This is a genomic window from Aeribacillus sp. JST-2 (assembly GCF_056032925.1).
The window spans coordinates 146,297-171,436 of the sequence record NZ_JBVVUU010000003.1 but is presented as its reverse complement, the minus strand read 5'-3'; the positions used below and the strand labels follow the sequence as shown (position 1 = coordinate 171,436).

The window sequence follows — 25,140 nt, the reverse complement described above, 5'->3', positions numbered from 1 at the left end:
AACAACTATATTCATTCGAGAGAAGGACAACATAAAATTAAGATTATCGTTTTTTTGCAGGTGTCCCGGGGCTTGCAAAAAAACGTTTAAATAGATCGGAGGATTGGTTTTGCCAATCCTCTATGCTTTAAGCGCTGGGATTTCCACTTTCATGATAAGATTGGTTTTACCAACTCAGCACTTTGAACCCTTGCGAAATCGAACAATTCCTTTTATGCTTAATGAAGCATAATTTATTTTAGGGGAATGGAAGATGATTGCTGATTTATGGAATTCATTTAAACGGAAGCAGTTTCAGCGTCTTTATTTATTTTATGGAAAAGAAACATTTTTATTAACGGAAACTATCCGGCTGCTTGTTAAAGAAGCAATACGTGAGGGTGAAAATGAATTTAGTTATTCTGTCTATGACTTAGAAGAAACAGAATTGGATGCAGCTGTTGAGGATGCAGAAACAATGCCTTTTATTGGTGAACGAAGAGTGGTGATTGCGAAAAATCCATATTTTTTAACAAGCGAAAAGAAAAAAGAAAAGGTGGAGCACCGATTTGAAAAATTCGAACAATATATAAAGAATCCGGCGCCATTTACCGTTTTCGTCCTTTTCCTGCCGCACGAAAAACTTGATGAACGAAAAAAACTAACGAAACAAATTAAGAAAAACGCAACCGTTGTGGAAATGAATTCCTTTTCAGAAGAAGAAACGGTTGGTTGGATCAAAGAAAAAGCCAAGCAGGAAAATATAGAAATTGAAGAGGAAGCGGTTTTGGAACTGATGAAAAAAACAGCCGGAAACTTGATGGTCATGAACAAAGAAATCGATAAATTGTGTACATATGTTGGCAGCGGCAATATCATCACTGTTCAAACAGTTCATGAACTCGTTTTCCGATCGCTTGAACAAAATGTTTTTGAACTTATTGATGCGGTTGTAAAGAAAAATGCGGAAGAAGCATTTAGAATCTATTATGATTTAATAAAAATGAATGAAGAACCTGTGAAAATTTTAAGTCTTCTTGCGCAGCAATTCCGACTCTTATCGCAAGTGAAAGAGCTTGCTAAATCCGGTTATGGACAAGCGCAAATCGCCCAAAATTTAAAAGTTCATCCGTTCCGCATCAAATTGGCGATGCAAAAAAGCAGATCATTCCAAGAAGAAGAACTGCAGAACATCCTGAAATCTTTGGCTGAAACGGATTATGAAATCAAATCCGGTAAGAAAGACAAAAAATTTGCACTTGAACTGCTTTTGCTGCATTTGTGCCGTTAGCCTAAAAAAGTACAAAAAAGGCAATCAACAAGCAGAAAAATGCTTGATGATTGCCTTTTTTTATGCTGACAGGCTGTTTAATTTTTTAGCTAAGCGAGATTTAAAACGAGCTGCGGCATTTTTATGAATGATGCCTTTTGAGGCAGCCTTATCAATTTTTTTCGTTGCCACTTTAAAAGCTGCTGTTGCTTGCTCAACATCATTGTTTGCCACATAAGCTTCAAATTTCTTTATAGCTGTACGCATGGCAGATTTGAACGATGCGTTGTGAGCACGGCGCTTTTCGTTCGTTTTGACACGTTTAATAGCAGATTTAATATTTGCCACTTGCCTTCCACCTCCTACTCAACATCCGAGATCTATTCAACTCGCCAAATTCATATACATATAGAACAAATGATATTCTATCAAACGGTCATTTCTTTTGCAATACTAATGTAAAGGAAATGATGTGAAAGGGCTGAAAAAGAATGAAACGGGCTGAATTTGGAAAAAATAGAGAAAAATTCAGTTTGAGGTGACATAAATGAATGAATCGTCCATCGATTTGAGCAAATATAATGTGAGAACAGACTTAGCTTTGGAAGCACGGGATTTGGCGATCGAAAAAGAAAAGAAGTCTGATGGTTCCGTTGATGGAGTCATTACAAAAGAAAAGGAAGACAATGGTATTCATGTTGTTCATATGGAAATAACGGAGAAAGGCGAAGCAAACATTGGAAAAAAGAAGGGAAAGTACTTGACGCTTGAAGTGCAGGGAATCCGCTATAAAGATACTGAGCTTCAGGAAAATGTGGCTAACGTTTTTGCAAAGGAGTTCAGTTCTTTTTTAGAACAACTTGATATTACAAAAGATGACAGTTGTTTAGTAGTCGGACTCGGAAACTGGAACGTGACCCCGGATGCATTGGGGCCATTGACATGTGAGAATTTGCTGATTACAAGACATTTATTCAAGCTTGAACCGGAAAACGTTCAAGATGGATACCGTTCAGTCAGCGCTTTTGCTCCAGGAGTAATGGGCCTCACAGGAATCGAGACATCAGATATTATTATCGGGGTCGTTCAGCAATCGAAGCCTGATTTTATCATTGCCATCGATGCATTAGCTGCTCGATCCATTGAACGGGTCAACAGCACGATCCAAATTTCTGATACCGGCATACATCCGGGCTCAGGCGTTGGGAACAATCGGAAGGAATTGAGTAAGGAAACGATCGGTGTTCCCGTCATCTCAGTCGGCATTCCAACGGTAGTTGATGCTGTATCGATTACAAGCGACACTATCGATTTTATTTTAAAACATCTAGGCAAGGAAATGCGTGAAGCAGGCCGCCCGAAAAAAGCTCTTGCTCCTTCTTGGCTCAGCTTTGGCGAGAAAAAAAAGCTGACAAATAAAGATTTGCCGGAAAAAGATCAAAGGATGCGGTTTTTAGGAATGGTAGGCGTCTTGAATGAGAATGAAAAGCGGGCGCTCATTCAAGAAGTTCTCGCACCGCTCGGCCACAATTTAATGGTGACGCCAAAAGAAGTGGATATATTTATAGAAGATATGGCAAACGTGCTTGCCAACGGATTAAATATGGCATTGCATTCCCAAGTAGACGAAACCAACAGCGGTGCTTACACCCACTAATCGATTGTTCTATTCCTCCATAGCTTGCATATATTTTTTCTATAGACAAGCCTTGGAGGAGGATGTTTGCATGAAACATCGGGGGATGGTCGTAACAGTTGACGGGACAAGCGTGAAAAAACTGATTGCTTTTGCCTTTATTTTCATCATTCTCTTGTTTTTCTTAACAGGGTTGTTGACGTCCATTCAAAGCGAGTATAGGCCGCAATCAAATTCCATTCATGAAATTGCAGGAAACATGGGCGGAGAAATGTTTCTTTATTTCATAAATTTTGAAAACCATTATTTTTCCCAAGCGGCGCCTGAATTTTCAAAACATGACTTTCCAATTTCCTCCCTTCTCTTACAAATAACAACAAGCATTAATCCCGATGATCCGAGAAGTTTGCTGGGAAGGGAGCTTCCCGGTTTTTCACTCTTTGACGGCGATATTATTGTGGCAGGGGAAGGAACGAATTATACAAACATGCCGATCGAATCTGCCCCTCCAACGGAAGTTCTTCTTGAAGAAAGAGAAGCTTCAATCGAACATTTAGAGGATGTGGAAGGGGAGGAAAAACGGGAGGTGCCTCCCAATCTCACAACAGATGGGAGGAAGGTCGTCTTTATTTACCACACCCATACAACAGAATCTTACTATCCATTATTAAATGGAGCGAAATCCCCTTTCCATTCAAAAGCCAATGTCACGTTGGTCGGAGAAAAGCTCGGTCAAGAATTGGAAGAAAGAGGAATTGGTGCGAAAGTCGATAAGACGAACATCCAAACCATTTTAAACGAAAAAAAGTGGAAGTATTACAAGTCTTATGATGCATCAAGACCTGTTGTGAAAAATGCGATCGCATCAAATAGAGATTTTCAATATATCATTGACATTCATCGTGATTCGCAAAGAAAGGAACATACAACCGCCACGATAAACGGCCATCCATATGCCAAAATCGCATTCATCATCGGAGGGAATAACCCCAATGCCGATAAAAATAAAAAAATTGCACAGGATTTGCATCAATTATTCGAAAAGCATTATCCAGGATTAAGCAGAGGCGTTTTTTCTAAAAAAGGAGAAGGCGTCAATGGCATATACAATCAAGATTTATCGGAGGGCGCCCTTTTGGTGGAGTTTGGCGGAGTTGACAACAACATGGAAGAATTGAGCAGGACGGTTGAAGCAGTGGCAAACGTTTTTAGCGAATATTATTGGCAAGCTGAAAAAGTCAATGTCAACCAAGCGCAAAAGAAATAGTCTAAAAGGCCACAGAGGCCGTCATGACATAGCAGCAATCCATGTCATTGCGCAATTGTTTGCTGAAAATCAACCGTCTCCCTTTTTGTCAATCGCCATGCATTCAACGCTTTGATTCGCATTTTTTCCTTTTATGTACGAAAGAAAACGATTCAAGGTGAAAAAGAAATGGGAGGAAGGAAACATGATCAAGTTCATGCTGAAATTTCTTCTTTTGTTATTTACAATGTTTTTTGGTGTCATTGTCGGCATCCAACAGGCAAACACCGGGATTCAACAAATGAGAGGATACCATACGGAGGAAACGGAGGATGCCTTTCAAATAGTTTACAAGGACGGCAAAGAAATGGAAGCATCGATTCTTGGTCATGAGGTAACGGGGCACGATTTAGCAAAAAGAAAGCAGCAGCTTGAACAAATTGAAGCATTCAATGTTTTCTCCGAATTGGGAAAAGGGTTGGCGCATATCGTGCAAAAAGGAGTTTCCGCCTTGTTGGCAGGTGTTAAAAAGCTTGTGGAAACGGTTTGGAATTAAGAAAACAGCTGTTACAAAAGGGTTCAGTTAATCGAACTGAGCCCTATTTTTATATTCTTCCATTGATTTACAAACCACCTGAACTTTTCATTGAATCTTCATTTTTCAATTGATATAATCAAAGCTAGCTTAGTTGGCTGGTAGGAGTGATTGATACATGAACAAAGATGAAAAATTGGATCGACAAAAACGAATCCGCAACTTTTCCATTATTGCCCATATCGATCATGGGAAATCAACGCTGGCTGACCGCATTCTTGAAAAGACGGCAGCTGTTACACAGAGAGAAATGAAAGAGCAGCTGCTTGATTCAATGGATCTTGAACGGGAGCGCGGAATTACTATTAAATTGAATGCAGTCCAATTGACTTATAAAGCAACTGACGGAAATGAATATATTTTTCATTTAATTGATACACCCGGCCATGTCGATTTTACATATGAGGTTTCGAGAAGCCTTGCCGCTTGCGAAGGCGCCATTTTAGTTGTGGATGCGGCACAAGGAATTGAAGCGCAAACATTGGCCAATGTTTATTTGGCACTTGATAATGATCTGGAAATTTTACCAGTTATAAATAAAATTGATTTGCCAAGTGCGGAACCTGAAAGAGTCCGCAAGGAAATTGAAGATGTCATCGGTCTTGATGCTTCCGAAGCGGTTTTGGCATCGGCAAAAGCGGGAATTGGAATTGATGAGATTTTGGAAAAAATTGCGAAATATATTCCGGCGCCGCAAGGTGATCCGGAGGCGCCGCTTAAAGCTCTTATTTTTGACTCGCTATACGACTCTTATCGGGGAGTTGTCGCTTATATTCGTGTGGTTGACGGCTCGGTAAAAGTCGGCGACCGAATTAAAATGATGGCGACAGGAAAAGAGTTTGAAGTAACGGAAGTAGGCGTATTTAAACCGAAGGCTGTAGCTGTTGATGAATTGACCGTCGGCGATGTCGGCTACTTAACGGCTTCCATTAAAAATGTGAGCGACACGAGGGTGGGAGACACGATTACAAGTGCAGAGAACCCTGCTGATGCGCCTCTTCCTGGATACCGGAAATTGAATCCGATGGTTTTTTGCGGAATGTACCCGATTGATACCGCAAAATATAATGATTTGCGGGATGCTCTTGAAAAATTGCAGCTCAATGATTCGGCTCTGCAATTTGAACCGGAAACATCGCAGGCTTTAGGATTTGGTTTTCGCTGCGGCTTCCTGGGAATGCTTCATATGGAAATTATACAGGAGAGAATTGAACGAGAATTTAACATCGATTTAATTACAACTGCACCGAGCGTAATTTACCACGTTCATTTGACAGATGGCGAAGTCGTTTCGGTCGATAATCCTTCCAACATGCCAGATCCGCAGAAGATTGACAAGGTGGAGGAACCATATGTGAAAGCAAGCATCATGGTGCCGAACGACTATGTCGGATCCGTTATGGAGCTTTGTCAAGGGAAGCGCGGGCAGTTTATCGATATGCAATATTTAGATGAAACACGCGTGAATATCGTTTATGAAATTCCTCTTTCGGAAATCGTTTATGATTTCTTCGATCAATTGAAATCGAGCACGAAAGGGTACGCCTCATTCGATTACGAATTGATCGGTTATAGACCGTCAAAACTAGTAAAAATGGACATTCTGCTGAACGGGGATAAGATTGATGCGTTGTCTTTTATTGTCCATCGGGACAGTGCATATGAGCGGGGAAAAGTGATCGTCGAAAAGTTAAAAGAGCTGATTCCAAGACAACAATTTGAAGTTCCGGTTCAAGCCGCTATCGGCAATAAGGTCATAGCCCGCTCCACCATTAAAGCAATGCGGAAGAACGTGCTGGCGAAATGTTATGGCGGGGATGTTTCCCGCAAACGAAAACTTCTTGAAAAACAAAAAGAAGGAAAAAAACGGATGAAGCAAGTCGGCTCCGTTGAAGTGCCTCAAGAAGCTTTCATGGCCGTGCTAAAAATGGATGAGAACAAAAAATAATATTTTTTATGAATGCCGCAGTGCCCAGAACAACTGCGGCATTCAGCAATTTATGAAAAAGCAGGTGAATTGAGATGGTAGAAGCTGCTTACATTCACATTCCATTCTGTGAACAAATCTGTCATTATTGTGATTTTAATAAATTTTTTTTAAAAAATCAGCCCGTTGATGAATATTTGCATTCTCTAGCGATTGAAATGAAAAAAACGCTGGAGAGAGTCCCGCCGCATGACGGCATTAAAACCGTTTTTATCGGAGGCGGCACCCCAACCGCACTTTCAGCGAAACAGCTTGATCAATTAATGTCTTCCATTCATCAAACTTTTGCGATCGACAAGATTGAAGAATTTACGGTGGAAGCGAATCCCGACCAATTGACAATGGAGAAGCTGTCTGTCTTAAAAAATGCCGGAGTCAACCGGTTGTCGATCGGCGTGCAAACATTTCAAGAAAACCTGCTGAAAATGATCGGGCGAACTCATACAAATGAGGCAGTGTTTCAATCGATCAAAAATGCGAAAGCAGCAGGATTTGAAAACATCAGCATTGATATGATGTTCGGCCTGCCCGATCAAACGCTGGAAGATTGGAAGGAGACGCTTTCCATTGCTTTTTCTTTGGAAGTGCAGCATTTTTCAACTTATTCGTTAATCATTGAACCGAAAACAGTTTTTTATAATATGATGCGGAAAAGAAAGCTTCGCCTTCCGACAGAAGATTTGGAGGCTTCCATGTACGAGCTTGTCATGGAAGAAATGGAACGGCACGGCTTCCGCCAATATGAAATCAGCAATTTTGCGAAGAAAGGTTTTGAAAGCAAGCATAATTTAACATATTGGAACAATGAACAGTATTATGGATTTGGAGCGGGAGCGCACAGCTATTTAAAAAAGGTGCGAAGGGAAAATTTTCGTCCTTTGAAAAAATATGTGGAAATGATAACGAAAAACGATGGTGCTCCTTATATTTTTGAACATGAATTAACAGAAGAAGAAATAATGGAGGAAGAAATGTTTCTCGGTCTCAGAAAAACGAAAGGGGTATCGAAAAAGCGTTTTTTTGATAAATTCGGCCGCCATATGAAAGATGTGTTTGGTTTGCAAATCGAGGAACAAAAGGGAAACGGTTTGCTGGTGGAAAACGATGAATATATTGCGTTGACCGAAAAAGGAAAACTTTTGGGAAACGAAGTGTTCCAAGCTTTTCTTGCATTTAGTTGATTGACATTTTTCCTCTCATTTGATAACTTTATCATAGAATTAGCACTCAGTTCATAGGAGTGCTAACAGAGGTGATGTTCATTGTTAACGGATCGTCAATTATTAATTTTGCAAATTATAATTGATGATTTTATCCGGTATGCTCAACCTGTGGGGTCACGCGCCTTATCAAAAAAAGATTTAATTACATTTAGTTCTGCAACCATCCGAAATGAAATGGCTGATCTTGAAGAACTGGGATTTATTGAAAAAACTCATACGTCCTCAGGCCGAATCCCATCTGAAAAAGGCTATCGATATTATGTCGACCATTTGCTTTCGCCAAAAAAATTGTCACAACAAGACATTTTTGCCATAAAATCGATTTTTGCCGAAAAAATTTATGAACTTGAAACGATCGTGCAGAAATCGGCGCAGATTTTGTCAGAACTTACAAGCTATACAACAATTGTCTTAGGCCCGAAAGTTTCTGAGAATCGTTTGAAAAGAATTCAAATTGTCCCCATTAGCGAAGACACTGCTGTGGCCATTATTGTCACAAATACTGGTCATGTGGAAAATAAACTGATTTCCTTTCCTGATCATATTGATGTAAGGGAGTTGGAAAAAGTTGTAAATATTTTAAATGAAAAACTGGCAGGAGTATTGTTGAGCGAATTAAAAGATAAAATATATAAAGAAGTTGCCAGTTTATTAAGAAGACATATACAAAATTATGATTTGTTGTTAAAACTGATCAGCGGTACGCTGAATATGGGGCATGAAAAAATGTATTTCGGTGGAAAAACGAATATTTTAAGCCAGCCGGAGTTCCGGGATGTTGCACAAATTGAAACTTATTTAAATTTCATTGAGCAGGAAGAGGAACTGTACGATTTGCTGAAAAGAAATCCGGCTGGCATAACCGTAAAAATAGGAACGGAAAATCAAATAACTGCTATGGAAAACTGCAGCTTGATCACCGCCACTTACTCCATTGGAGAAAAGCAAATCGGAACCATTGCGGTATTGGGGCCGAAACGGATGGACTATTCAAGGGTGATCAGCTTATTAAAATATTTTTCAAATGACTTATCACAGGTGTTGACAAAACTGTACCGATGATAGGGTGGAGCTGCTCTCCATCCCTTTTCCTTTTGCAATTTTTAAGGGAGGTGAAATCATGGCAAATGACCAACTGGAAAAAAATGCTCATGAATCTGTTGAAGAGCAAAAGGAAATGGATGCGGTGAAAGAGGAAGAAAAGCAGGAAGGTGTTTCCGAACTGGCTGATCAAGCGGAGGAAATGGAAGAAACGGAAGAGCAACAAACCGAACCGACGGAGGAAGAACATATGGAGTCGGATGAACTTTCGAAGGCAAAGGAATTAATTGCTGAGCTCGAAAAAAAGCTTGAAGAAACGGAAAACCGCTTGCTTCGGGCGCATGCCGATTTTGAAAATTTCCGCCGCCGCAGCAAGTTAGATATGGAAGCACAGCAAAAATACCGCGCGCAAAGCTTGATTTCCGATCTCTTGCCTGCTCTTGACAATTTTGAAAGAGCATTGAAAGTCGAGGCGGATGATGAAAAGTCAAAATCCATTTTGCAAGGAATGGAAATGGTTTACCGCCAGCTGCAGCAAGCGTTGGAAAAAGAAGGATTGGAAGTAATAGAAGCGGTAGGAAAGCCTTTTGATCCTCATCTTCATCAAGCGGTTATGCAAGTAAATGACGAAAACTTCGAATCAAATGTTGTTGTAGAAGAATTGCAAAAAGGCTATAAACTTAAGGATCGGGTTATCCGCCCATCGATGGTGAAAGTCAATCAATAACATACATAACGATAGCAGGAGGTTGTAAACATGGGTAAAATTATCGGAATTGACTTGGGTACAACAAACTCTTGTGTTGCCGTATTGGAAGGCGGGGAACCGAAAGTAATCCCCAATCCTGAAGGAAATCGAACGACACCTTCCGTTGTTGCATTTAAAAACGGAGAGCGTCAAGTGGGGGAAATCGCCAAACGCCAAGCGATAACAAATCCTAATACGATCATTTCCATTAAGCGCCATATGGGGACTGACTATAAAGTAGAAGTAGAAGGCAAAAAATATACACCGCAGGAAATTTCAGCAATCATTTTGCAGTATTTGAAATCTTATGCGGAAGAATATTTAGGCGAAAAAGTAGAAAAAGCTGTTATTACCGTTCCAGCTTATTTCAACGATTCTCAGCGCCAAGCAACAAAAGATGCCGGAAGAATTGCCGGTCTTGAAGTTGAGCGGATTATCAATGAACCTACAGCTGCAGCATTAGCGTACGGTCTTGACAAAATGGAAGAAGATCAAACGATTTTAGTTTATGACCTCGGCGGCGGTACATTTGATGTCTCGATCCTTGAACTCGGCGACGGTGTATTTGAAGTAAGGGCAACCGCAGGCGACAACCATCTTGGTGGAGATGATTTTGACCAAGTGATCATCGACTATTTAGTCGATCAATTTAAGAAAGAAAATGGCATTGATCTTTCCAAAGATAAAATGGCGCTGCAACGGTTGAAAGATGCGGCGGAAAAAGCGAAAAAAGATTTATCAGGGGTAACGTCCACACAAATTTCGCTTCCGTTCATCACGGCTGGAGAACAAGGACCGCTTCATTTGGAAGTAACATTGACACGCGCGAAATTTGAAGAGCTTTCCGCTCATCTTGTTGAAAGAACAATGGGGCCAGTCCGCCAAGCGCTGAGCGATGCAGGCATAACAAAAAATGACATTGATAAAGTCATTTTAGTAGGTGGATCAACACGTATTCCGGCGGTTCAAGAGGCTATCAAAAAAGAAATCGGGAAAGAGCCTCATAAAGGTGTTAACCCTGATGAAGTCGTCGCTTTAGGAGCAGCGATTCAAGGCGGTGTGATCACAGGCGACGTGAAAGATGTTGTCCTCCTTGACGTTACTCCGCTATCGCTGGGAATCGAAACGTTGGGCGGTGTATTCACAAAATTGATTGAACGGAATACAACCATTCCGACAAGCAAATCACAAATTTTCTCTACAGCAGCCGATAATCAAACAGCTGTTGATATTCACGTGCTGCAAGGTGAGCGTCCAATGGCTGCCGATAATAAAACTCTCGGCCGCTTCCAATTGACGGATATTCCGCCGGCTCCGCGCGGAGTGCCGCAAATTGAAGTAACATTTGATATTGATAAAAACGGAATTGTAAACGTAAGCGCCAAAGATTTAGGAACTGGAAAAGAACAAAAAATTACGATTAAATCCTCTACTGGACTGTCAGAGGAAGAAATTCAGCGTATGATCAAAGAAGCGGAAGAAAATGCAGAGGCCGACAGAAAACGCAAAGAACAAGCAGATCTGCGGAATGAAGCGGATCAGCTCGTCTTTACAACAGAAAAAACGCTGAAAGATCTTGAAGGAAAAGCTGATGAAGCTGATTTGAAAAAGGCAAATGAATTAAAAGACGCATTAAAAGAAGCGATTGAGAAAAACGATTTTGAACAAATGAAAGCAAAGAAAGAGGAACTTGGACAGCTGATTCAAAATCTATCCGTTAAATTATACGAAGAAGCGGCGAAACAGGCGCAAGCTAATCAAAACAATACGGGCAGCGACAACAAAAAAGATGATGATGTCATCGATGCAGAATATAAAGAAGTTAATGATGACAAATAATTTTTCATTTCAACCACAACGAATAAAGTCAAAGTCAGGCAAGCCTTGGCTTTGACTTTTTTCAGGTATGGAGGGGAATCCAGCTTGCTTTCTTCCGTTTGTCAATGATAAAATTTATTTTATGTGAGAAATCGGGAGTGTGAGTGGCATGGCAAAGCGTGATTACTATGAAGTGCTCGGAGTTAGTAAGAACGCAACAAAAGATGAGATCAAAAAAGCCTACCGTAAGCTTTCAAAAAAATATCATCCTGATATAAACAAAGATCCGGACGCACCCGAAAAATTTAAAGAAGTAAAAGAAGCATACGAAGTGTTAAGCGATGATGCAAAGCGGGCTCAATATGACCGCTTTGGTCATGCTGGAGCCAACCAAGGATTTGGCGGATTCGGCGGCGGTGATTTTGAGGCCGATTTCGGGGGATTTGGCTTTGATGATCTATTCAGCTCCATTTTTGGCGGTGGAAGAAGAAGAGATCCGAACGCCCCGAGAGCCGGCGCTGATATTCAATATACTATGACCATTTCTTTTGAAGAGGCGGCATTTGGAAAAGAAACAACGATTGAAATTCCTAGGGAAGAAACATGTGATACTTGCCATGGGTCAGGTGCTAAGCCGGGGACGAAACCGGAAACTTGTCCGCACTGCGGAGGAACTGGGCAATTAAGCACAGAGCAGCGAACAGCTTTTGGCGTTTTTGTCAACCGCCGTGTTTGCTATCACTGTAACGGAACAGGCAAATTTATAAGACATCGCTGCGCAGCATGCGGCGGTAGCGGAAAAGTGAAAAAACGGAGAAAAATCCAAGTGAAAATTCCAGCAGGTGTTGATGACGGACAGCAGCTTCGAATTGCAGGAAAAGGAGAACCGGGAATCAACGGCGGACCTGCCGGTGATTTATACATTGTTTTCCACGTACAGGAACATGAGTTTTTCGTTCGTGACGGAGATGATCTTTATTGCGAAATGCCGCTGACATTCGCTCAAGCTGCTCTCGGGGATGAAATTGAAGTGCCGACGCTGTATGGAAAAGTTCAATTAAAAATACCTGCCGGTACGCAAACAGGAAGAAAATTCAGATTATCTGGCAAAGGCATCAAAAATGTCCACGGTCATGGCATTGGAGATCAATACGTAACGGTTCGCGTTGTGACGCCGACGAACCTTACCGAAAAACAGAAAGAATTGCTAAGGGAATTTGCTGCGATTAGCGGAAATCGGCCTGATGAGCATGAAGAAACTTTTTTTGAAAAAGTGAAACGGGCGTTTAAAGGAGATTAAAGGATGGGGTTGGCAGAATGAAATGGTCTGAGATAAGTATTCATACAACGGAAGAAGCTGTCGAGGCGGTTTCAAATATTTTGCACGAAGCTGGAGCGGGCGGAGTTGTCATTGAAGATCCGTATGAGTTAATGAAAGAACGAGATGATCAATATGGGGAAATATACCAACTCGATCCTGATGATTATCCTAAGGACGGTGTGATCATTAAGGCTTATTTGCCTGTTAACAGCTTTTTGGGTGAGACGATTGAGGAAATAAAAGAAAGAATCCATAACCTTTCATTATATGATATTGACATCGGACGCAATCAGATTACCATCAGCGAAATTCAAGAGGAAGATTGGGCGACTGCTTGGAAACAGTATTACCATCCAGTCAAAATATCTGAAAAATTCACGATCGTTCCAACATGGGAAGATTATGAACCGGTCAATACAGATGAACTCATCATCGAACTGGATCCTGGCATGGCGTTTGGAACAGGAACACATCCGACAACCGTTCTCTCTATACAGGCGCTGGAACGGACTGTTCAAAAAGGGGATGTTGTCATCGATGTCGGCACAGGATCAGGAGTATTAAGCATCGCCAGCGCTTTACTGGGAGCCGAAAAAGTTGTCGCTCTTGATTTGGATCCTGTCGCTGTAGACAGCGCGAGCCTGAATGTAAAATTAAACAATGTACAGCAGATTGTCGAAGTAAGACAAAACAATTTGTTGGATGATATAAATGCACCTTGCGATATCATTGTGGCAAACATTTTAGCTGAAGTCATTTTAAGGTTCATCCATGATGCTTTTGCCATATTAAAAGACGGCGGTTATTTTATAACGTCTGGAATCATTCAAAACAAAAAAAATGAAGTGCAAGAGTCGCTAATCAAGGCTGGTTTTACCATTGTTGAAACAATGATGATGGAAGAATGGGTCGCCTTTATTGCCAAAAAATAGCGGGGGATCTATATGCAGCAGTATTTCCTTCCAACTTTGAGAGACAAAATGAATCATACGATTTCCATTACCGGAGATGATGCCCGTCATATCTCCCGGGTCATGCGCATGAAACCGAACGACCGGATCGTTTGCGTAACAAAAGATGGTTTTTCAGCGCTTTGCGAAATTGTCCGGTTGACGGATCAATCAGTTCAGTGCCGCATTTTAGAATGGATTGAGTTTCATTCAGAGCTGCCGGTAACGGTCGTGTTAGCGAACGGGCTGCCTAAAGGGGATAAATTGGAAATGATTGTTCAAAAAGGAACGGAGCTCGGTGCTGCCAAGTTTATCCCTTTTAACGCTGCCCGTTCAGTTGTAAAATGGGATGAGAAAAAAATTCAAAAAAAAATAGAACGGTGGAACAAGATTGCCAAAGAAGCAGCCGAGCAATCGCATCGCAACAAAATTCCAGAAGTGTTAAAACCATTTTCCTTCCAAGAGATGATTGCCTGCGCTCGAAAAGCCGACGTAAAAATCGTCGCATACGAAGAAAGCGCAAAATCAGGCGAAGCGAAACGCCTTTATCAAGCCTTAAATTCTTTGAAAACGGGTGAAACTTTGTTTGCTGTTTTTGGCCCTGAAGGCGGATTTGCCAAAGAAGAAATAGAGGAGCTGGTTCGTGAAGGCTTTATAACTTGCGGATTCGGCCCGAGAATTTTAAGAACGGAGACAGCTCCTCTTTATTTATTATCAGCAGTATCGTACCATTTTGAATTAATGAGGTGATGAAACATGCCGACGGTTGCTTTTCATACATTAGGCTGCAAAGTCAATCATTACGAAACAGAAGCAATTTGGCAGCTGTTTAAAGAAGCAGGCTATGAACGCCGGGATTTTGATAGTATAGCGGATGTGTACGTGGTTAACACATGTACTGTCACAAATACGGGGGATAAAAAAAGCCGCCAAGTCATCCGCAGAGCCATCCGCAAAAATCCGGACGGAATCATTTGCGTAACAGGGTGCTATGCACAGACCGCACCAGCTGAAGTTATGGCCATCCCCGGAGTCGATATTGTCGTTGGAACACAAGATCGAAAAAAAATGCTTGATTACATTGAACAGTTTAAAAAAGAACGAGAACCGATCAACGGTGTTTCCAATATTATGAAAGCGCGTGTGTTTGAAGAAATGGACGTCCCGTCATTTACGGATCGCACCCGCGCATCATTGAAAATTCAGGAAGGCTGCAACAATTTCTGTACTTTTTGCATTATTCCATGGGCAAGAGGATTGATGCGAAGCAGAGATCCGAAAGAAGTCATCAGACAAGCGCAAAAATTAGTAGATGCCGGATATAAAGAGATTGTGTTGACAGGCATTCATACTGGTGGATACGGTGAAGACTTAAAAGATTACAATTTTGCCATGCTTTTGAAAGACATTGATGAACAAGTCAAAGGATTAAAACGGCTGCGCATTTCATCGATTGAAGCGAGCCAAATTACGGATGAAGTCATTGAAGTACTGAAAAGCTCCGATAAAATCGTCCGTCATTTGCATATTCCGTTGCAATCAGGATCGGACAGCGTTTTAAAACGGATGCGGCGCAAATATACCATGGAATTTTATGCAGAACGCTTGAACAAATTGCGCGAAGCTTTGCCTGGACTGGCTGTAACAAGTGATGTCATCGTCGGTTTTCCTGGTGAAACAGAAGAGGAGTTTATGGAAACTTACAACTTTGTGAAAGAACATCGATATGCAGAACTTCATGTTTTCCCCTATTCTAAACGTACAGGAACCCCTGCGGCCCGGATGGAAAATCAAGTGTCTGAGGAAATAAAAAATGATCGCGTTCACCGATTAATTACATTAAGCGATCAATTGGCAAAGGAGTACGCTTCCCAATTTGAAGGGCAAGTTTTGGAAGTGATTCCGGAAGAACCGTATAAAGAAGATCCGGAAAGCGGAAAATATGAAGGCTATACAGACAATTATTTGAAAGTCGTATTCCCGGCGACGAGTGACATGGTTGGAAAAATTGTGAAAGTAAAATTAACAAAAGCGGGCTATCCGTATAATGAAGGCCAAATTGTGAGAGTGGTAGACGAAAACTTCTTCGGTCAAAATGTGCGGTTAACTTCATGAGTTTCCGCCAAGTCAAAGCGGACTCGTTTTACCAAGAAAAGGATGGCGAAATGTAAAGGAAACATTTGTTGAGGAAAGGAGTGAACGTCATGAAGGATATGGCCAAGTATATTGACCATACCGCACTAAAACCGGAATTAACGTCTAAACATATCAAAAAGCTTTGTGAAGAAGCGCGCCAGCATCGTTTTTTTTCCGTTTGCATTCAACCGGCATGGGTTGAAACAGCCAAAAACGAACTAGAAGGCACTGGCGTTAAAGTTTGTACCGTTATCGGTTTTCCTTTAGGAGCGACAATAGACGACGTAAAGGCGGTCGAAACAAAACATGCGATACAAAAAGGCGCCGAAGAAGTCGACATGGTGATCAATATCGGTGCCTTGAAAGACAAACGATATGACATCGTTGAAAAGGATATTCGGAAAGTTGTTGAGGCAGCTCAAGGGAAAGCGTTAACGAAGGTTATTATTGAAACGAGTTTGCTGTCGGATGATGAGAAAAGAAAAGCTTGCGAGCTGGCCGTAAAAGCAGGTGCGGACTTTGTCAAAACATCGACAGGCTTTTCGGGAGGCGGTGCAACAGTTGAAGATATCAAATTGATGCGGGCGGTTGTCGGCCCCGAATTCGGAGTGAAAGCCTCCGGAGGAATCCGTGATTATGAAACGGCCAAAAAAATGATCGACGCAGGAGCTACAAGAATTGGAACAAGTTCCGGAGTAGCGATTGTAAGCGGTTGGCAATCAATCGGTGATGTTTAAAAGATCCCGCTTTTGGCGGGATTTATTTTCGATAAAATTTAGATACAGTTTTTGTCCACCATATGATCAAATTCGCATATTGTTCAGTCAACGGGAGAACAATCAAAGATGTGACGGCGTTAAAAATGAGACTGAAATGGGCTATTTGAAAATCAGGTTCGTTCGTCAATGTTTTTAATAGATTAGGAAACATCGGGATCAAAGGAATAAACAATAATACGCCAAAAACATTTAACAAAAGATGAGCATATGCGGTATTTTTCGCCTCTTCATTTGCCCCTATGGATGCGATCAAAGCGGTAATGCATGTGCCGATATTTGCTCCAAGGACAAAAGCCATTCCTGTTTCCAGCGGCATGATTTGTTCGTTCATAAAGCTCATGACGAGGCCCGTCATGGCTGTGGACGATTGGATAATTCCTGTGAGGACGGAACTGGCCAGTATCGCTAACAAAAGATGGTGTTGAAACTCCGTAAGAAAACGGCTGGCCATCAGCGAATGGGATAACGGAGAAGCAAGCTTTTCAAACCCGTTTAAAGATAAAAAAATACAAGCCATTCCGAAAAGAGAACATCCAATTGAAAAAAGGAACGATTTGCGGAATAACATAAGACAAAAACTAATCGCAATCCACCATCCTAAATCATCATCTATATTCACAGCGAGGAATTCAGTTGTAAATGTCGTTCCGATATTGGAGCCTAAGATGATTCCAACCGCATCTTTAAACGTTAGCAGACCTGCTGATACAAAGCTGATGGTAATGATCATAACCAATGAACTGCTGTGAACGAGAGCTGTGGCAGCTATTCCAGTAAAAAAAGCCTTTATTGGAGCATTCGTGCAGCGGTAAATCCATTTTTCCAACTTTTTGCCCGACAGTTGTTGAAACCCGTATTTCATGATTGTCAAGCCGAATAAAAACAACACAAGGCAGGCAATAAATAAAGACAACAGCTTAATCCCCATAAAAAAACACCTCATCTACAGTGTATGGACAAGGCGGGAAAATAAGACCAATTTATCAGCTGCCTGCTTTAAGCAAGATCAACGTATGAACGTTGACCAATCGAACCGATTATATTATACTATGTTAGTAATGTCTCTTTTCAAAAGAGGCATCGATTTGGTTTTGTTCGGAGGGAGGGAAAAAAATGTCTAAAACGATCGTACGAAAAAACGAATCGCTTGAAGATGCTCTTCGCCGCTTCAGACGTCAAGTATCAAAAACTGGTACTTTACAGGAATATAGAAAGCGCGAATTTTATGAAAAACCAAGCGTAAGACGCAAAAAGAAGTCTGAAGCTGCAAGAAAACGCAAATATTAAAAGAGGGTGTATGTATGAGTCTTCTTGAGCGTTTGAATCAAGATATGAAACAAGCGATGAAAAATAAAGAGAAAGACCGCCTCTCTGTTATTCGCATGATTAAAGCATCATTGCAAAATGAATCGATTAAACTCGGCAAAAGCGAATTGACGGAAGAAGAGGAATTGACCGTTCTTTCTCGAGAGTTAAAGCAACGGAAAGACTCCCTCCAAGAGTTTGAAAATGCAGGTCGTTCAGATTTAGTCGAAAAAGCAAAAGCAGAAATTGAAGTATTATCGGAATATATGCCTGAGCAATTATCAGAAGAAGAATTATTGGAAATCATCAAGACGACGATAGCAGAAGTCAATGCAGCGTCAAAAGCTGATATGGGTAAAGTTATGGGAGCCGTCATGCCGAAAGTCAAAGGGAAAGCCGACGGTTCAGTCGTCAATAAATTAGTGAAAGATTTGCTTTCATGAATACAAAGCTTGCCGTAAAGACGGTAAGCTTTTTTGGCATATAGAGGACAAAGGCTTTCTATCCATATAATTTGAGCAGTTTTTCTTTTGACATGATTAAATATTTCGGAGACTTTTTCAAACTTTCAAGGCGAAACTGAATAATCAAATACATAGGAGCAAATGTTAATTGTTTAAACCACTTATAAACGGAATTTTTAATATCGAACTTTTCAAACCCCAATCGTTCCGAACCTTTATTTAAAATCGTAATTCCGATAATTCCTTTTATATTTCCAAATTCTTTATGATCCCGCAAATATTTTACAATGTTAGGCAAATCCTTTTGAACCTTGTTGTAAATGTATCTCCCTTTCTTAATTTCACTTTCCAATCGATTCAGTTCTTTCAACAAGCAGACGTTATGAAGATGAATTTTTAAGAGAAGATCATTTTTTTTGATGATTGTGCCATCCGAAAGAAGAATTTCCCTTCCCTTATATTTTGTTAATCGAACTCGGAAAATGCTGCGGTTATGATCTTTATCTTTGACATATTCAAGCCGCGTACAAAGGTAATAAATAGGATCCAATAGACTCCAAAATACAAAAAAACAATAACTTAGCCTCCCCATTTGCACCACCCTTCTCTTTTGAAACTCCTTACAATTTAAGTTTTCAGCATAAAATTGCTTTTATTTATAGAAAAAAAAGGATTTTTACCGAATAGCTGCTGAAAAATAACAAAAACTTTTAAAGAATTCGATCTGTAACATAGGTGAGCGATATGAAAAACGTTTTGTTTCTTCCATTTTTAAATATCCCTTCAGGCCACCATCAAACAGCTGATGCTTTAATGGATGGGTTGCTACAGCTTGACCCAGACATTCATTGCGAAAAAATGGATCTCCTGTCATCAAAATTTGGAAAGATGGAAAGGGTGATTTCTTCCTTTTATTTGCAATGGATTGGCCGGTTTCCTAAATCATATAGCCATATGTACAGCCGGTCTGTGCTTGCTGATCGAAAGTACGCAAAGAGGTTTTTCCATTATGAGGCACTTTTTCTCCGACATTTAAAAAAGATCATTGATGATTTTCATCCGAGAATGATTGTTTGCACACATGCTCTCCCTTCCTACTTGCTTGCCAGGCTGAAAGCATCGTTTCAAATGAACATCCCTGTGATCAATGTGTACACAGACTATTTTATTCATCATCTTTGGGGCAAAAAAGAAATTGACTATCATTTCGTCGCTCATTCATATATGAAGGATTATTTACGGGAAAAAGGGGTCAAAGAAGAGCAAATATTTGTGACAGGCATTCCTGTCCATCCAAAATTTACAAAAGAAGAAGATCGTTTGCGCGGCATGCGTTTTCACTGCGGGTTAATTTCCGGGGGCAGCACAGGCATCGGTTCTTTAGAAATGATTACGGAAAAAATCAGACGTGATGATGACATCCATTATTTTGTGCTTTGCGGCAAAAACAAAAAGCTGTATGAGCGATTAATCAAACAAAACAACCCGAGAATTACCCCGTTATCATATATTTCTTCAAGAGAGCAGATGAACGATTTGTATAATCGCGTCGATTTTATAATGACGAAACCGGGGGGCGCGACAGTCAGCGAATGTTTGTACAAAAAGCTCCCCATTTTTGTGTACCATACTCTTCCGGGGCAGGAAGAAATCAATTTTGAGAAATTAAAAAAATTTGGAATGGTGTTTGATTTTAAACATTGGCAAGAGGAAACAAAAATTTCTCCTTCCATTCTTCGTGTGCTGCATTCCAAACAATTATCAGACTTTTTAACAAAAGTGGAGGAATATCATAAAAGTTTATCTCCTCTCGAACCGGCTGGATTGATCAAACGTTTAATGAAGGAATAGCTCCTGGAAGCCAAATAAGCTTCCAGGAAAAAATTTGTTTGGAAATCAATTATCGATAAAGGGATGATCCGCCCTCTACAAATTCTTTTGCTTTTTGCTTCAAACCTTCCTGAACGATATCAGAATCACTTTGACCGGCCATTTTTCTCAAATTGTGGGAAATTTTCATGGAGCAAAATTTTGGACCGCACATCGAACAAAAATGGGCGATTTTCGCTCCGTCAGCCGGCAAAGTTTCGTCATGGTAATCGCGTGCCCGTTCCGGATCGAGTGAAAGGTTAAATTGGTCGTTCCAGCGAAATTCAAAACGCGCCTTTGACAAAGCATCATCCCTTATTTGGGCGCCTGGATGCCCTTTTGCCAAATCTGCGGCATGGGCTGCAATTTTATAGGCAACAACACCTTGGCGCACATCTTCTTTATTTGGGAGACCTAAATGCTCTTTCGGAGTTACATAACATAGCATGGCCGTTCCGTACCAGCCGATCATTGCTGCTCCAATGGCCGAAGTAATATGATCATAGCCTGGGGCAATATCGGTTGTCAACGGACCGAGGGTATAAAAAGGAGCCCCTTTGCAAATTTCATTTTCCAAATCAACATTTTCCTTAATTTTATGCATTGGAATGTGTCCAGGACCTTCAATCATAACTTGGACATCATGTTTCCAGGCGATTTCCGTCAATTCACCGAGCGTTTTCAATTCGGCAAATTGCGCTTCATCATTGGCATCCCGAATAGATCCAGGACGCAAACCGTCACCTAATGAAACGGCAATATCATATGTTTTTAAAATTTCGCAAATTTCTTCAAAATGGGTGTATAAAAAGTTTTCTTGATGATGCGCGAGACACCACTGCGCCATGATCGAACCGCCGCGGGAAACGATTCCGGTCGTCCGATTGACTGTCAAAGGTATATAATGAAGCAGCACGCCGGCATGGATGGTAAAATAATCGACGCCTTGTTCTGCTTGTTCGATTAATGTGTCGCGGTAGATTTCCCATGTTAACTCTTCAGCAACGCCATTAACTTTTTCGAGCGCTTGGTAAATCGGAACGGTTCCAACCGGTACGGGCGAGTAGCGGATGATAAATTCTCTTGTTGCATGAATATTTTTCCCTGTTGAGAGATCCATGATCGTATCAGCACCCCAGCGAATGGCCCAAAGCATCTTCTCAACTTCTTCTTCGATTGACGATGTTACAGCTGAATTGCCGATGTTGGCATTAATTTTTACATGAAAATTCCGGCCGATGATCATCGGTTCACTTTCCGGGTGATTAATATTGGACGGGATGATGGCCCTGCCGGCGGCAACTTCTTGACGAACAAATTCAGGATCCATGTTTTCACGAATGGCCACAAACTCCATCTCAGGGGTGATGATCCCTTTTTTTGCATAGTGCATTTGTGTAACGACAGCACCTTTTTTGGCTTTGAAAGGCTTTCGATGAAAAGGTGTGGTAATATTTTGATCTTCCTCCTTGCGGAATCCATTATCTTCCGGCTTTACCTGGCGCCCATCATATTCCACAACATCATGACGGTCTAAAATCCACTGTTTGCGCACAGCCGGCAACCCTTTATGAATATCTGCTTGAAAATCAGGATCTGTGTAGGGGCCGCTCGTGTCGTAAACTTTTATAGGTTCATTTTCAAATGTTCCCGCTTCCGTTTTCGTGGGAGTTAATTGAATTTCCCGCATCGGAACGCGAATGTCGGGTCTTGATCCAGTCACATAAATTTTTTTGCTTGCTGGGAACTGCATGTCATCGAAATAATGTTTCATTTTTTCTCCTCCTCCATTTTTTATCTGAAGATGTGCATAGAGAATAGGAGGGGAGATGTTAAAAATAAAAACGGGTTCGCTTTAGCGCAAACCCGATCGATTCAATATAGACAAAGAAGGCAATACAAAAACTCCCGCTACCTACTTCCCTACGCTGGCATCATCCAGATCAGGTTCAAAGGGTTGAAGAACTTTAGACGCGTTCTTCTCTCAGTCCAGCTAATTGGACACCCCTAGTAGATGGTTATAGTGTTTTTTTAAATAATAACATAATGTCAAAATAATGAAAATAGTTTTTTTGTTTCATGGCATTTTTACAGTATCGTTGATTTCTGAAACTTTCTGCACATTTGCTCGTAATAATATTCATCACAACAAGGGAGGGAGAGGCCTGAAGCCAAATAAATTTTTTGCTTTTTGCATTCTGTTTTTCATTCTGTCCTTTGTTTTCCCGTCTTTTTATGAGGTCAAATCCTTCGAAAGGCCTGTTTTTGCCGAAGCGATGGCGGATCGCGACATCGATTTGATGGATGCAAATAACTTGCAGGCAGATGATACGCTTTCTGAAAAAATGGCAAAGTTTCTAACAAACCAATATGTCATTCCGGTTTTATTATCATTTGGGTGTTTAGGGCTCATTTTAGAATTATACCGTCCTGGATTCGGTGCACCCGGCTTCATTGGACTGACCTCGCTGTTTTTGTTTTTTTACGGTCATCATATTGCCGGTCTGGCAGGCTGGGAAACTGTTATGTTGTTTGCGGCTGGAAGTATGCTCCTTCTCCTGGAATTTTTTTTACCCGGAGGGATTACTGGAACGATCGGGTTGATTTTAGTGGTTTTAAGTTTGCTGTTTGCAGCTGAAAACATTGGGCATATGGCCGTTTCCTTGTTGATTGCGGGATCTGTTTCCTTTTTAGCGATATTTATTATGTCAAAGGTGATAGGAAAACGTATGAAGTGGTTTAAAAAAATCATTTTACAAGATTCGACTAGTACGGAAAAAGGCTATGTATCCAATCAAACCCGTACTGATTTAATCGGCAAACAAGGTGTAGCGCTAACTGTATTGCGGCCTTCAGGAACCGTCATGATCGACAATGAACGGCTCGATGTTGTTACTGAAGGCACCTATATTGATCAAGGCAAAAAAGTTTTAGTGGTGAAGGCAGAAGGACCCCGGATTGTTGTCAGGGAAATCAACTAAAAAATAGGAGGTATAGAAATGGATCCTTCCGTTTATCTCATGATGGGTCTTATCGTGATTGCGCTTATTTTCTTGGCGATTTTATTCTCCTTTGTCCCTGTTATGCTTTGGATCTCCGCTCTGGCAGCGGGGGTGAGAATCAGCATTTTTACACTGATTGGCATGAGGCTGCGCAGAGTGATTCCAAGCAGAGTGATCAATCCGCTGATTAAAGCTCATAAAGCCGGTTTAAATGTTACAACAAATCAATTGGAAAGCCACTATTTGGCAGGCGGAAATGTAGATAGGGTTGTCAACGCATTAATCGCTGCCGAAAGGGCAAACATTGAGCTGAGTTTTGAACGCTGCGCCGCCATTGATTTGGCAGGAAGAGACGTGTTGGAAGCGGTTCAAATGAGCGTGAATCCGAAAGTGATTGAGACTCCATTTATTGCCGGTGTTGCCATGGATGGAATAGAAGTAAAAGCAAAGGCGCGCATTACGGTAAGAGCGAACATCGACAGATTGGTCGGCGGTGCAGGAGAAGAAACAATCATTGCCCGTGTTGGTGAAGGGATTGTCAGCACAATCGGTTCATCCGATGACCATAAAAAGGTGCTTGAAAATCCCGATATGATATCCCAAACAGTATTAAATAAGGGCTTGGATTCTGGAACAGCTTTTGAAATTTTATCAATTGACATCGCTGATGTTGATATTGGCAAAAACATTGGCGCCATCTTGCAAACAGACCAAGCGGAAGCAGATAAAAACATTGCGCAAGCTAAAGCAGAAGAGCGCAGGGCGATGGCTGTGGCGAGAGAACAAGAGATGCGCGCACGCGTTGAAGAAATGCGGGCAAAAGTAGTTGAAGCGGAAGCCAAAGTTCCGCTGGCGATGGCCGAAGCTTTAAAATCCGGAAATATCGGAGTGATGGATTATATGAATATGAAAAATATTACTGCTGATACGAACATGCGCAATGCAATCGGAAAAATAACAAAAGACCCTTCCGGAGAAGAAGACGAATGACCGCATAATGGATCAGGGAGGTGCACTGTTGGAATTTTTTGAAAATCCTATTGTTGTTTTAGTTAGTATCGCTGTTCTTTTCACATTGTTCGGAAAACGAAACAAAAAAGAACAACGCCCGGGCAAAAAAAATAAGCGTTCCCAAAAGCAGCCGAAGGATAGACAAACATCCAGCCGGCAAGGAAAACGCAAAATAATCCATCATCCTGTAAGTAAAACAATCATAGAGAAAACAGAAAAAGAATGGAAAAATACGAAAACTTTATATGAAAAAACAGAAAGAAAAGCTGTTCCGACAAGAGAAGTACAGAATGGCAAAATGGTTAAAAGGGACGTTCGCTCTCGTCTTCCGAAAGGCTCTGCCGTAGATGGGATCATATGGAGCGTCATTATCGATGAGCCCCGATCCAGAAAGCCGTATCAAGCGAAATTCAGAAAATAATGGTGTTAATCCCCCCTTCTTTCTCATACATATGAGGATGAGGGGGGTTCTCTTATGGGCAAAAAATGGCATCAGCGCATCAAAAGACTGTTGACAGAAAAAATGCAGCTGCCGGCTGACGTCATGATGGATCTTCCCCGCATTACGATGATCGGAACATTGCACATCTACATAGAAAACCACAGCGGATTGCTGACATTTACAGATAAAGAAATTCGAATTTTGCTAAAACAAGGACAGCTACTCATCAAAGGAAGCAATTTTGTTATGAAAGCCATTTTGCCCGAAGAGCTGCTTGTGGAGGGCAAAATTGACCAAGTCATTTATCTTGATCAGTAG

25 protein-coding genes and 1 riboswitch are annotated in these 25,140 nt (G+C 41.1%); of the genes, 21 read left to right on the top strand and 4 right to left on the bottom strand.

What is annotated here, in order from left to right:
- Positions 1-253: 253 nt before the first annotated feature.
- Positions 254-1,270 (top strand): DNA polymerase III subunit delta, encoded by a 1,017-nt coding sequence (gene holA, locus AC0KTX_RS03125; RefSeq protein WP_474250774.1) that lies wholly within the window; start codon positions 254-256, stop codon positions 1,268-1,270.
- Positions 1,271-1,330: 60 nt separating this feature from the next.
- Here holA and rpsT read toward each other — a convergent pair whose 3' ends face one another.
- On the bottom strand, positions 1,331-1,597 hold the full coding sequence (rpsT, locus tag AC0KTX_RS03120; RefSeq protein WP_474250773.1) for a 30S ribosomal protein S20: 267 nt from the start codon (positions 1,595-1,597) through the stop codon (positions 1,331-1,333).
- Positions 1,598-1,796: 199 nt separating this feature from the next.
- Here rpsT and gpr point away from each other — a divergent pair, with 199 nt between their 5' ends.
- The 13 genes from gpr (at position 1,797) to deoC (ending at position 16,687) form a co-directional block, all read left to right on the top strand.
- A complete protein-coding gene (gpr, locus tag AC0KTX_RS03115; RefSeq protein WP_474250772.1) occupies positions 1,797-2,906 on the top strand; it encodes a GPR endopeptidase in 1,110 nt (369 codons plus the stop codon).
- 70 nt (positions 2,907-2,976) lie between these two features.
- A complete protein-coding gene (spoIIP, locus tag AC0KTX_RS03110; protein ID WP_474250771.1) occupies positions 2,977-4,152 on the top strand; it encodes a stage II sporulation protein P in 1,176 nt (391 codons plus the stop codon).
- Between the two features lie 184 nt (positions 4,153-4,336).
- Positions 4,337-4,687 (top strand): DUF3679 domain-containing protein, encoded by a 351-nt coding sequence (locus AC0KTX_RS03105; protein ID WP_474250770.1) that lies wholly within the window; start codon positions 4,337-4,339, stop codon positions 4,685-4,687.
- 157 nt (positions 4,688-4,844) lie between these two features.
- A complete protein-coding gene (gene lepA, locus AC0KTX_RS03100; RefSeq protein ID WP_474250769.1) occupies positions 4,845-6,674 on the top strand; it encodes a translation elongation factor 4 in 1,830 nt (609 codons plus the stop codon).
- A gap of 74 nt (positions 6,675-6,748) precedes the next feature.
- Positions 6,749-7,894 (top strand): radical SAM family heme chaperone HemW, encoded by a 1,146-nt coding sequence (hemW, locus tag AC0KTX_RS03095; RefSeq protein ID WP_474250768.1) that lies wholly within the window; start codon positions 6,749-6,751, stop codon positions 7,892-7,894.
- A gap of 81 nt (positions 7,895-7,975) precedes the next feature.
- Entirely contained in the window at positions 7,976-8,998 is a 1,023-nt protein-coding gene (gene hrcA, locus AC0KTX_RS03090) for a heat-inducible transcriptional repressor HrcA (protein ID WP_474250767.1), read from the top strand.
- Between the two features lie 58 nt (positions 8,999-9,056).
- Positions 9,057-9,704 (top strand): nucleotide exchange factor GrpE, encoded by a 648-nt coding sequence (grpE, locus tag AC0KTX_RS03085; RefSeq protein WP_474250766.1) that lies wholly within the window; start codon positions 9,057-9,059, stop codon positions 9,702-9,704.
- Between the two features lie 30 nt (positions 9,705-9,734).
- A complete protein-coding gene (gene dnaK, locus AC0KTX_RS03080) occupies positions 9,735-11,564 on the top strand; it encodes a molecular chaperone DnaK (RefSeq protein WP_474250765.1) in 1,830 nt (609 codons plus the stop codon).
- 148 nt (positions 11,565-11,712) lie between these two features.
- Positions 11,713-12,843 (top strand): molecular chaperone DnaJ, encoded by a 1,131-nt coding sequence (dnaJ, locus tag AC0KTX_RS03075; RefSeq protein ID WP_474250764.1) that lies wholly within the window; start codon positions 11,713-11,715, stop codon positions 12,841-12,843.
- A gap of 17 nt (positions 12,844-12,860) precedes the next feature.
- On the top strand, positions 12,861-13,796 hold the full coding sequence (gene prmA / locus AC0KTX_RS03070) for a 50S ribosomal protein L11 methyltransferase (protein WP_474250763.1): 936 nt from the start codon (positions 12,861-12,863) through the stop codon (positions 13,794-13,796).
- A gap of 12 nt (positions 13,797-13,808) precedes the next feature.
- Positions 13,809-14,564 carry a 16S rRNA (uracil(1498)-N(3))-methyltransferase gene (locus AC0KTX_RS03065; protein WP_474250762.1) on the top strand — a complete coding sequence of 252 codons (756 nt, stop codon included), beginning with the start codon at positions 13,809-13,811 and terminating at the stop codon, positions 14,562-14,564.
- A gap of 6 nt (positions 14,565-14,570) precedes the next feature.
- Positions 14,571-15,929 (top strand): tRNA (N(6)-L-threonylcarbamoyladenosine(37)-C(2))-methylthiotransferase MtaB, encoded by a 1,359-nt coding sequence (mtaB, locus tag AC0KTX_RS03060; protein WP_474250761.1) that lies wholly within the window; start codon positions 14,571-14,573, stop codon positions 15,927-15,929.
- Between the two features lie 89 nt (positions 15,930-16,018).
- Positions 16,019-16,687, top strand: a complete 669-nt coding sequence (gene deoC / locus AC0KTX_RS03055; RefSeq protein WP_474250760.1) for a deoxyribose-phosphate aldolase — start codon at positions 16,019-16,021, stop codon at positions 16,685-16,687.
- Between the two features lie 22 nt (positions 16,688-16,709).
- Here deoC and AC0KTX_RS03050 read toward each other — a convergent pair whose 3' ends face one another.
- Positions 16,710-17,657 (bottom strand): Na/Pi symporter, encoded by a 948-nt coding sequence (locus AC0KTX_RS03050; protein ID WP_474250759.1) that lies wholly within the window; start codon positions 17,655-17,657, stop codon positions 16,710-16,712.
- 185 nt (positions 17,658-17,842) lie between these two features.
- Here AC0KTX_RS03050 and rpsU point away from each other — a divergent pair, with 185 nt between their 5' ends.
- Together rpsU and AC0KTX_RS03040 are read left to right on the top strand one after the other, a co-directional pair.
- Positions 17,843-18,016, top strand: coding sequence for a 30S ribosomal protein S21 (rpsU, locus tag AC0KTX_RS03045; protein WP_063388032.1), 174 nt, complete (start codon positions 17,843-17,845; stop codon positions 18,014-18,016).
- A gap of 14 nt (positions 18,017-18,030) precedes the next feature.
- On the top strand, positions 18,031-18,477 hold the full coding sequence (locus tag AC0KTX_RS03040; RefSeq protein ID WP_474250758.1) for a GatB/YqeY domain-containing protein: 447 nt from the start codon (positions 18,031-18,033) through the stop codon (positions 18,475-18,477).
- A gap of 58 nt (positions 18,478-18,535) precedes the next feature.
- On the opposite strand, the gene AC0KTX_RS03035 is transcribed toward AC0KTX_RS03040, so the two are convergent.
- Positions 18,536-19,090 carry a YkoP family protein gene (locus AC0KTX_RS03035; RefSeq protein ID WP_474250757.1) on the bottom strand — a complete coding sequence of 185 codons (555 nt, stop codon included), beginning with the start codon at positions 19,088-19,090 and terminating at the stop codon, positions 18,536-18,538.
- A gap of 152 nt (positions 19,091-19,242) precedes the next feature.
- On the opposite strand from AC0KTX_RS03035, the gene AC0KTX_RS03030 reads away from it, so the two are divergent.
- Positions 19,243-20,349 (top strand): MGDG synthase family glycosyltransferase, encoded by a 1,107-nt coding sequence (locus AC0KTX_RS03030; RefSeq protein WP_474250756.1) that lies wholly within the window; start codon positions 19,243-19,245, stop codon positions 20,347-20,349.
- A gap of 49 nt (positions 20,350-20,398) precedes the next feature.
- On the opposite strand, the gene thiC is transcribed toward AC0KTX_RS03030, so the two are convergent.
- The gene (thiC, locus tag AC0KTX_RS03025; protein WP_474250755.1) at positions 20,399-22,141 is read right to left on the bottom strand and encodes a phosphomethylpyrimidine synthase ThiC; all 1,743 of its coding nucleotides are present in this window, start codon (positions 22,139-22,141) and stop codon (positions 20,399-20,401) included.
- 129 nt (positions 22,142-22,270) lie between these two features.
- A riboswitch (TPP riboswitch) is annotated at positions 22,271-22,386 on the bottom strand.
- Between the two features lie 257 nt (positions 22,387-22,643).
- Here thiC and AC0KTX_RS03020 point away from each other — a divergent pair.
- From AC0KTX_RS03020 to yqfC, 4 genes are read left to right on the top strand one after another with little or no spacing between them, the layout of a single operon-like run.
- Positions 22,644-23,348 (top strand): NfeD family protein, encoded by a 705-nt coding sequence (locus tag AC0KTX_RS03020; RefSeq protein WP_474250754.1) that lies wholly within the window; start codon positions 22,644-22,646, stop codon positions 23,346-23,348.
- 18 nt (positions 23,349-23,366) lie between these two features.
- Positions 23,367-24,359, top strand: a complete 993-nt coding sequence (gene floA, locus AC0KTX_RS03015) for a flotillin-like protein FloA (RefSeq protein ID WP_474250753.1) — start codon at positions 23,367-23,369, stop codon at positions 24,357-24,359.
- A gap of 28 nt (positions 24,360-24,387) precedes the next feature.
- Entirely contained in the window at positions 24,388-24,801 is a 414-nt protein-coding gene (locus AC0KTX_RS03010) for a hypothetical protein (RefSeq protein ID WP_474250752.1), read from the top strand.
- Positions 24,802-24,855: 54 nt separating this feature from the next.
- The gene (gene yqfC / locus AC0KTX_RS03005; RefSeq protein WP_474250751.1) at positions 24,856-25,140 is read left to right on the top strand and encodes a sporulation protein YqfC; all 285 of its coding nucleotides are present in this window, start codon (positions 24,856-24,858) and stop codon (positions 25,138-25,140) included.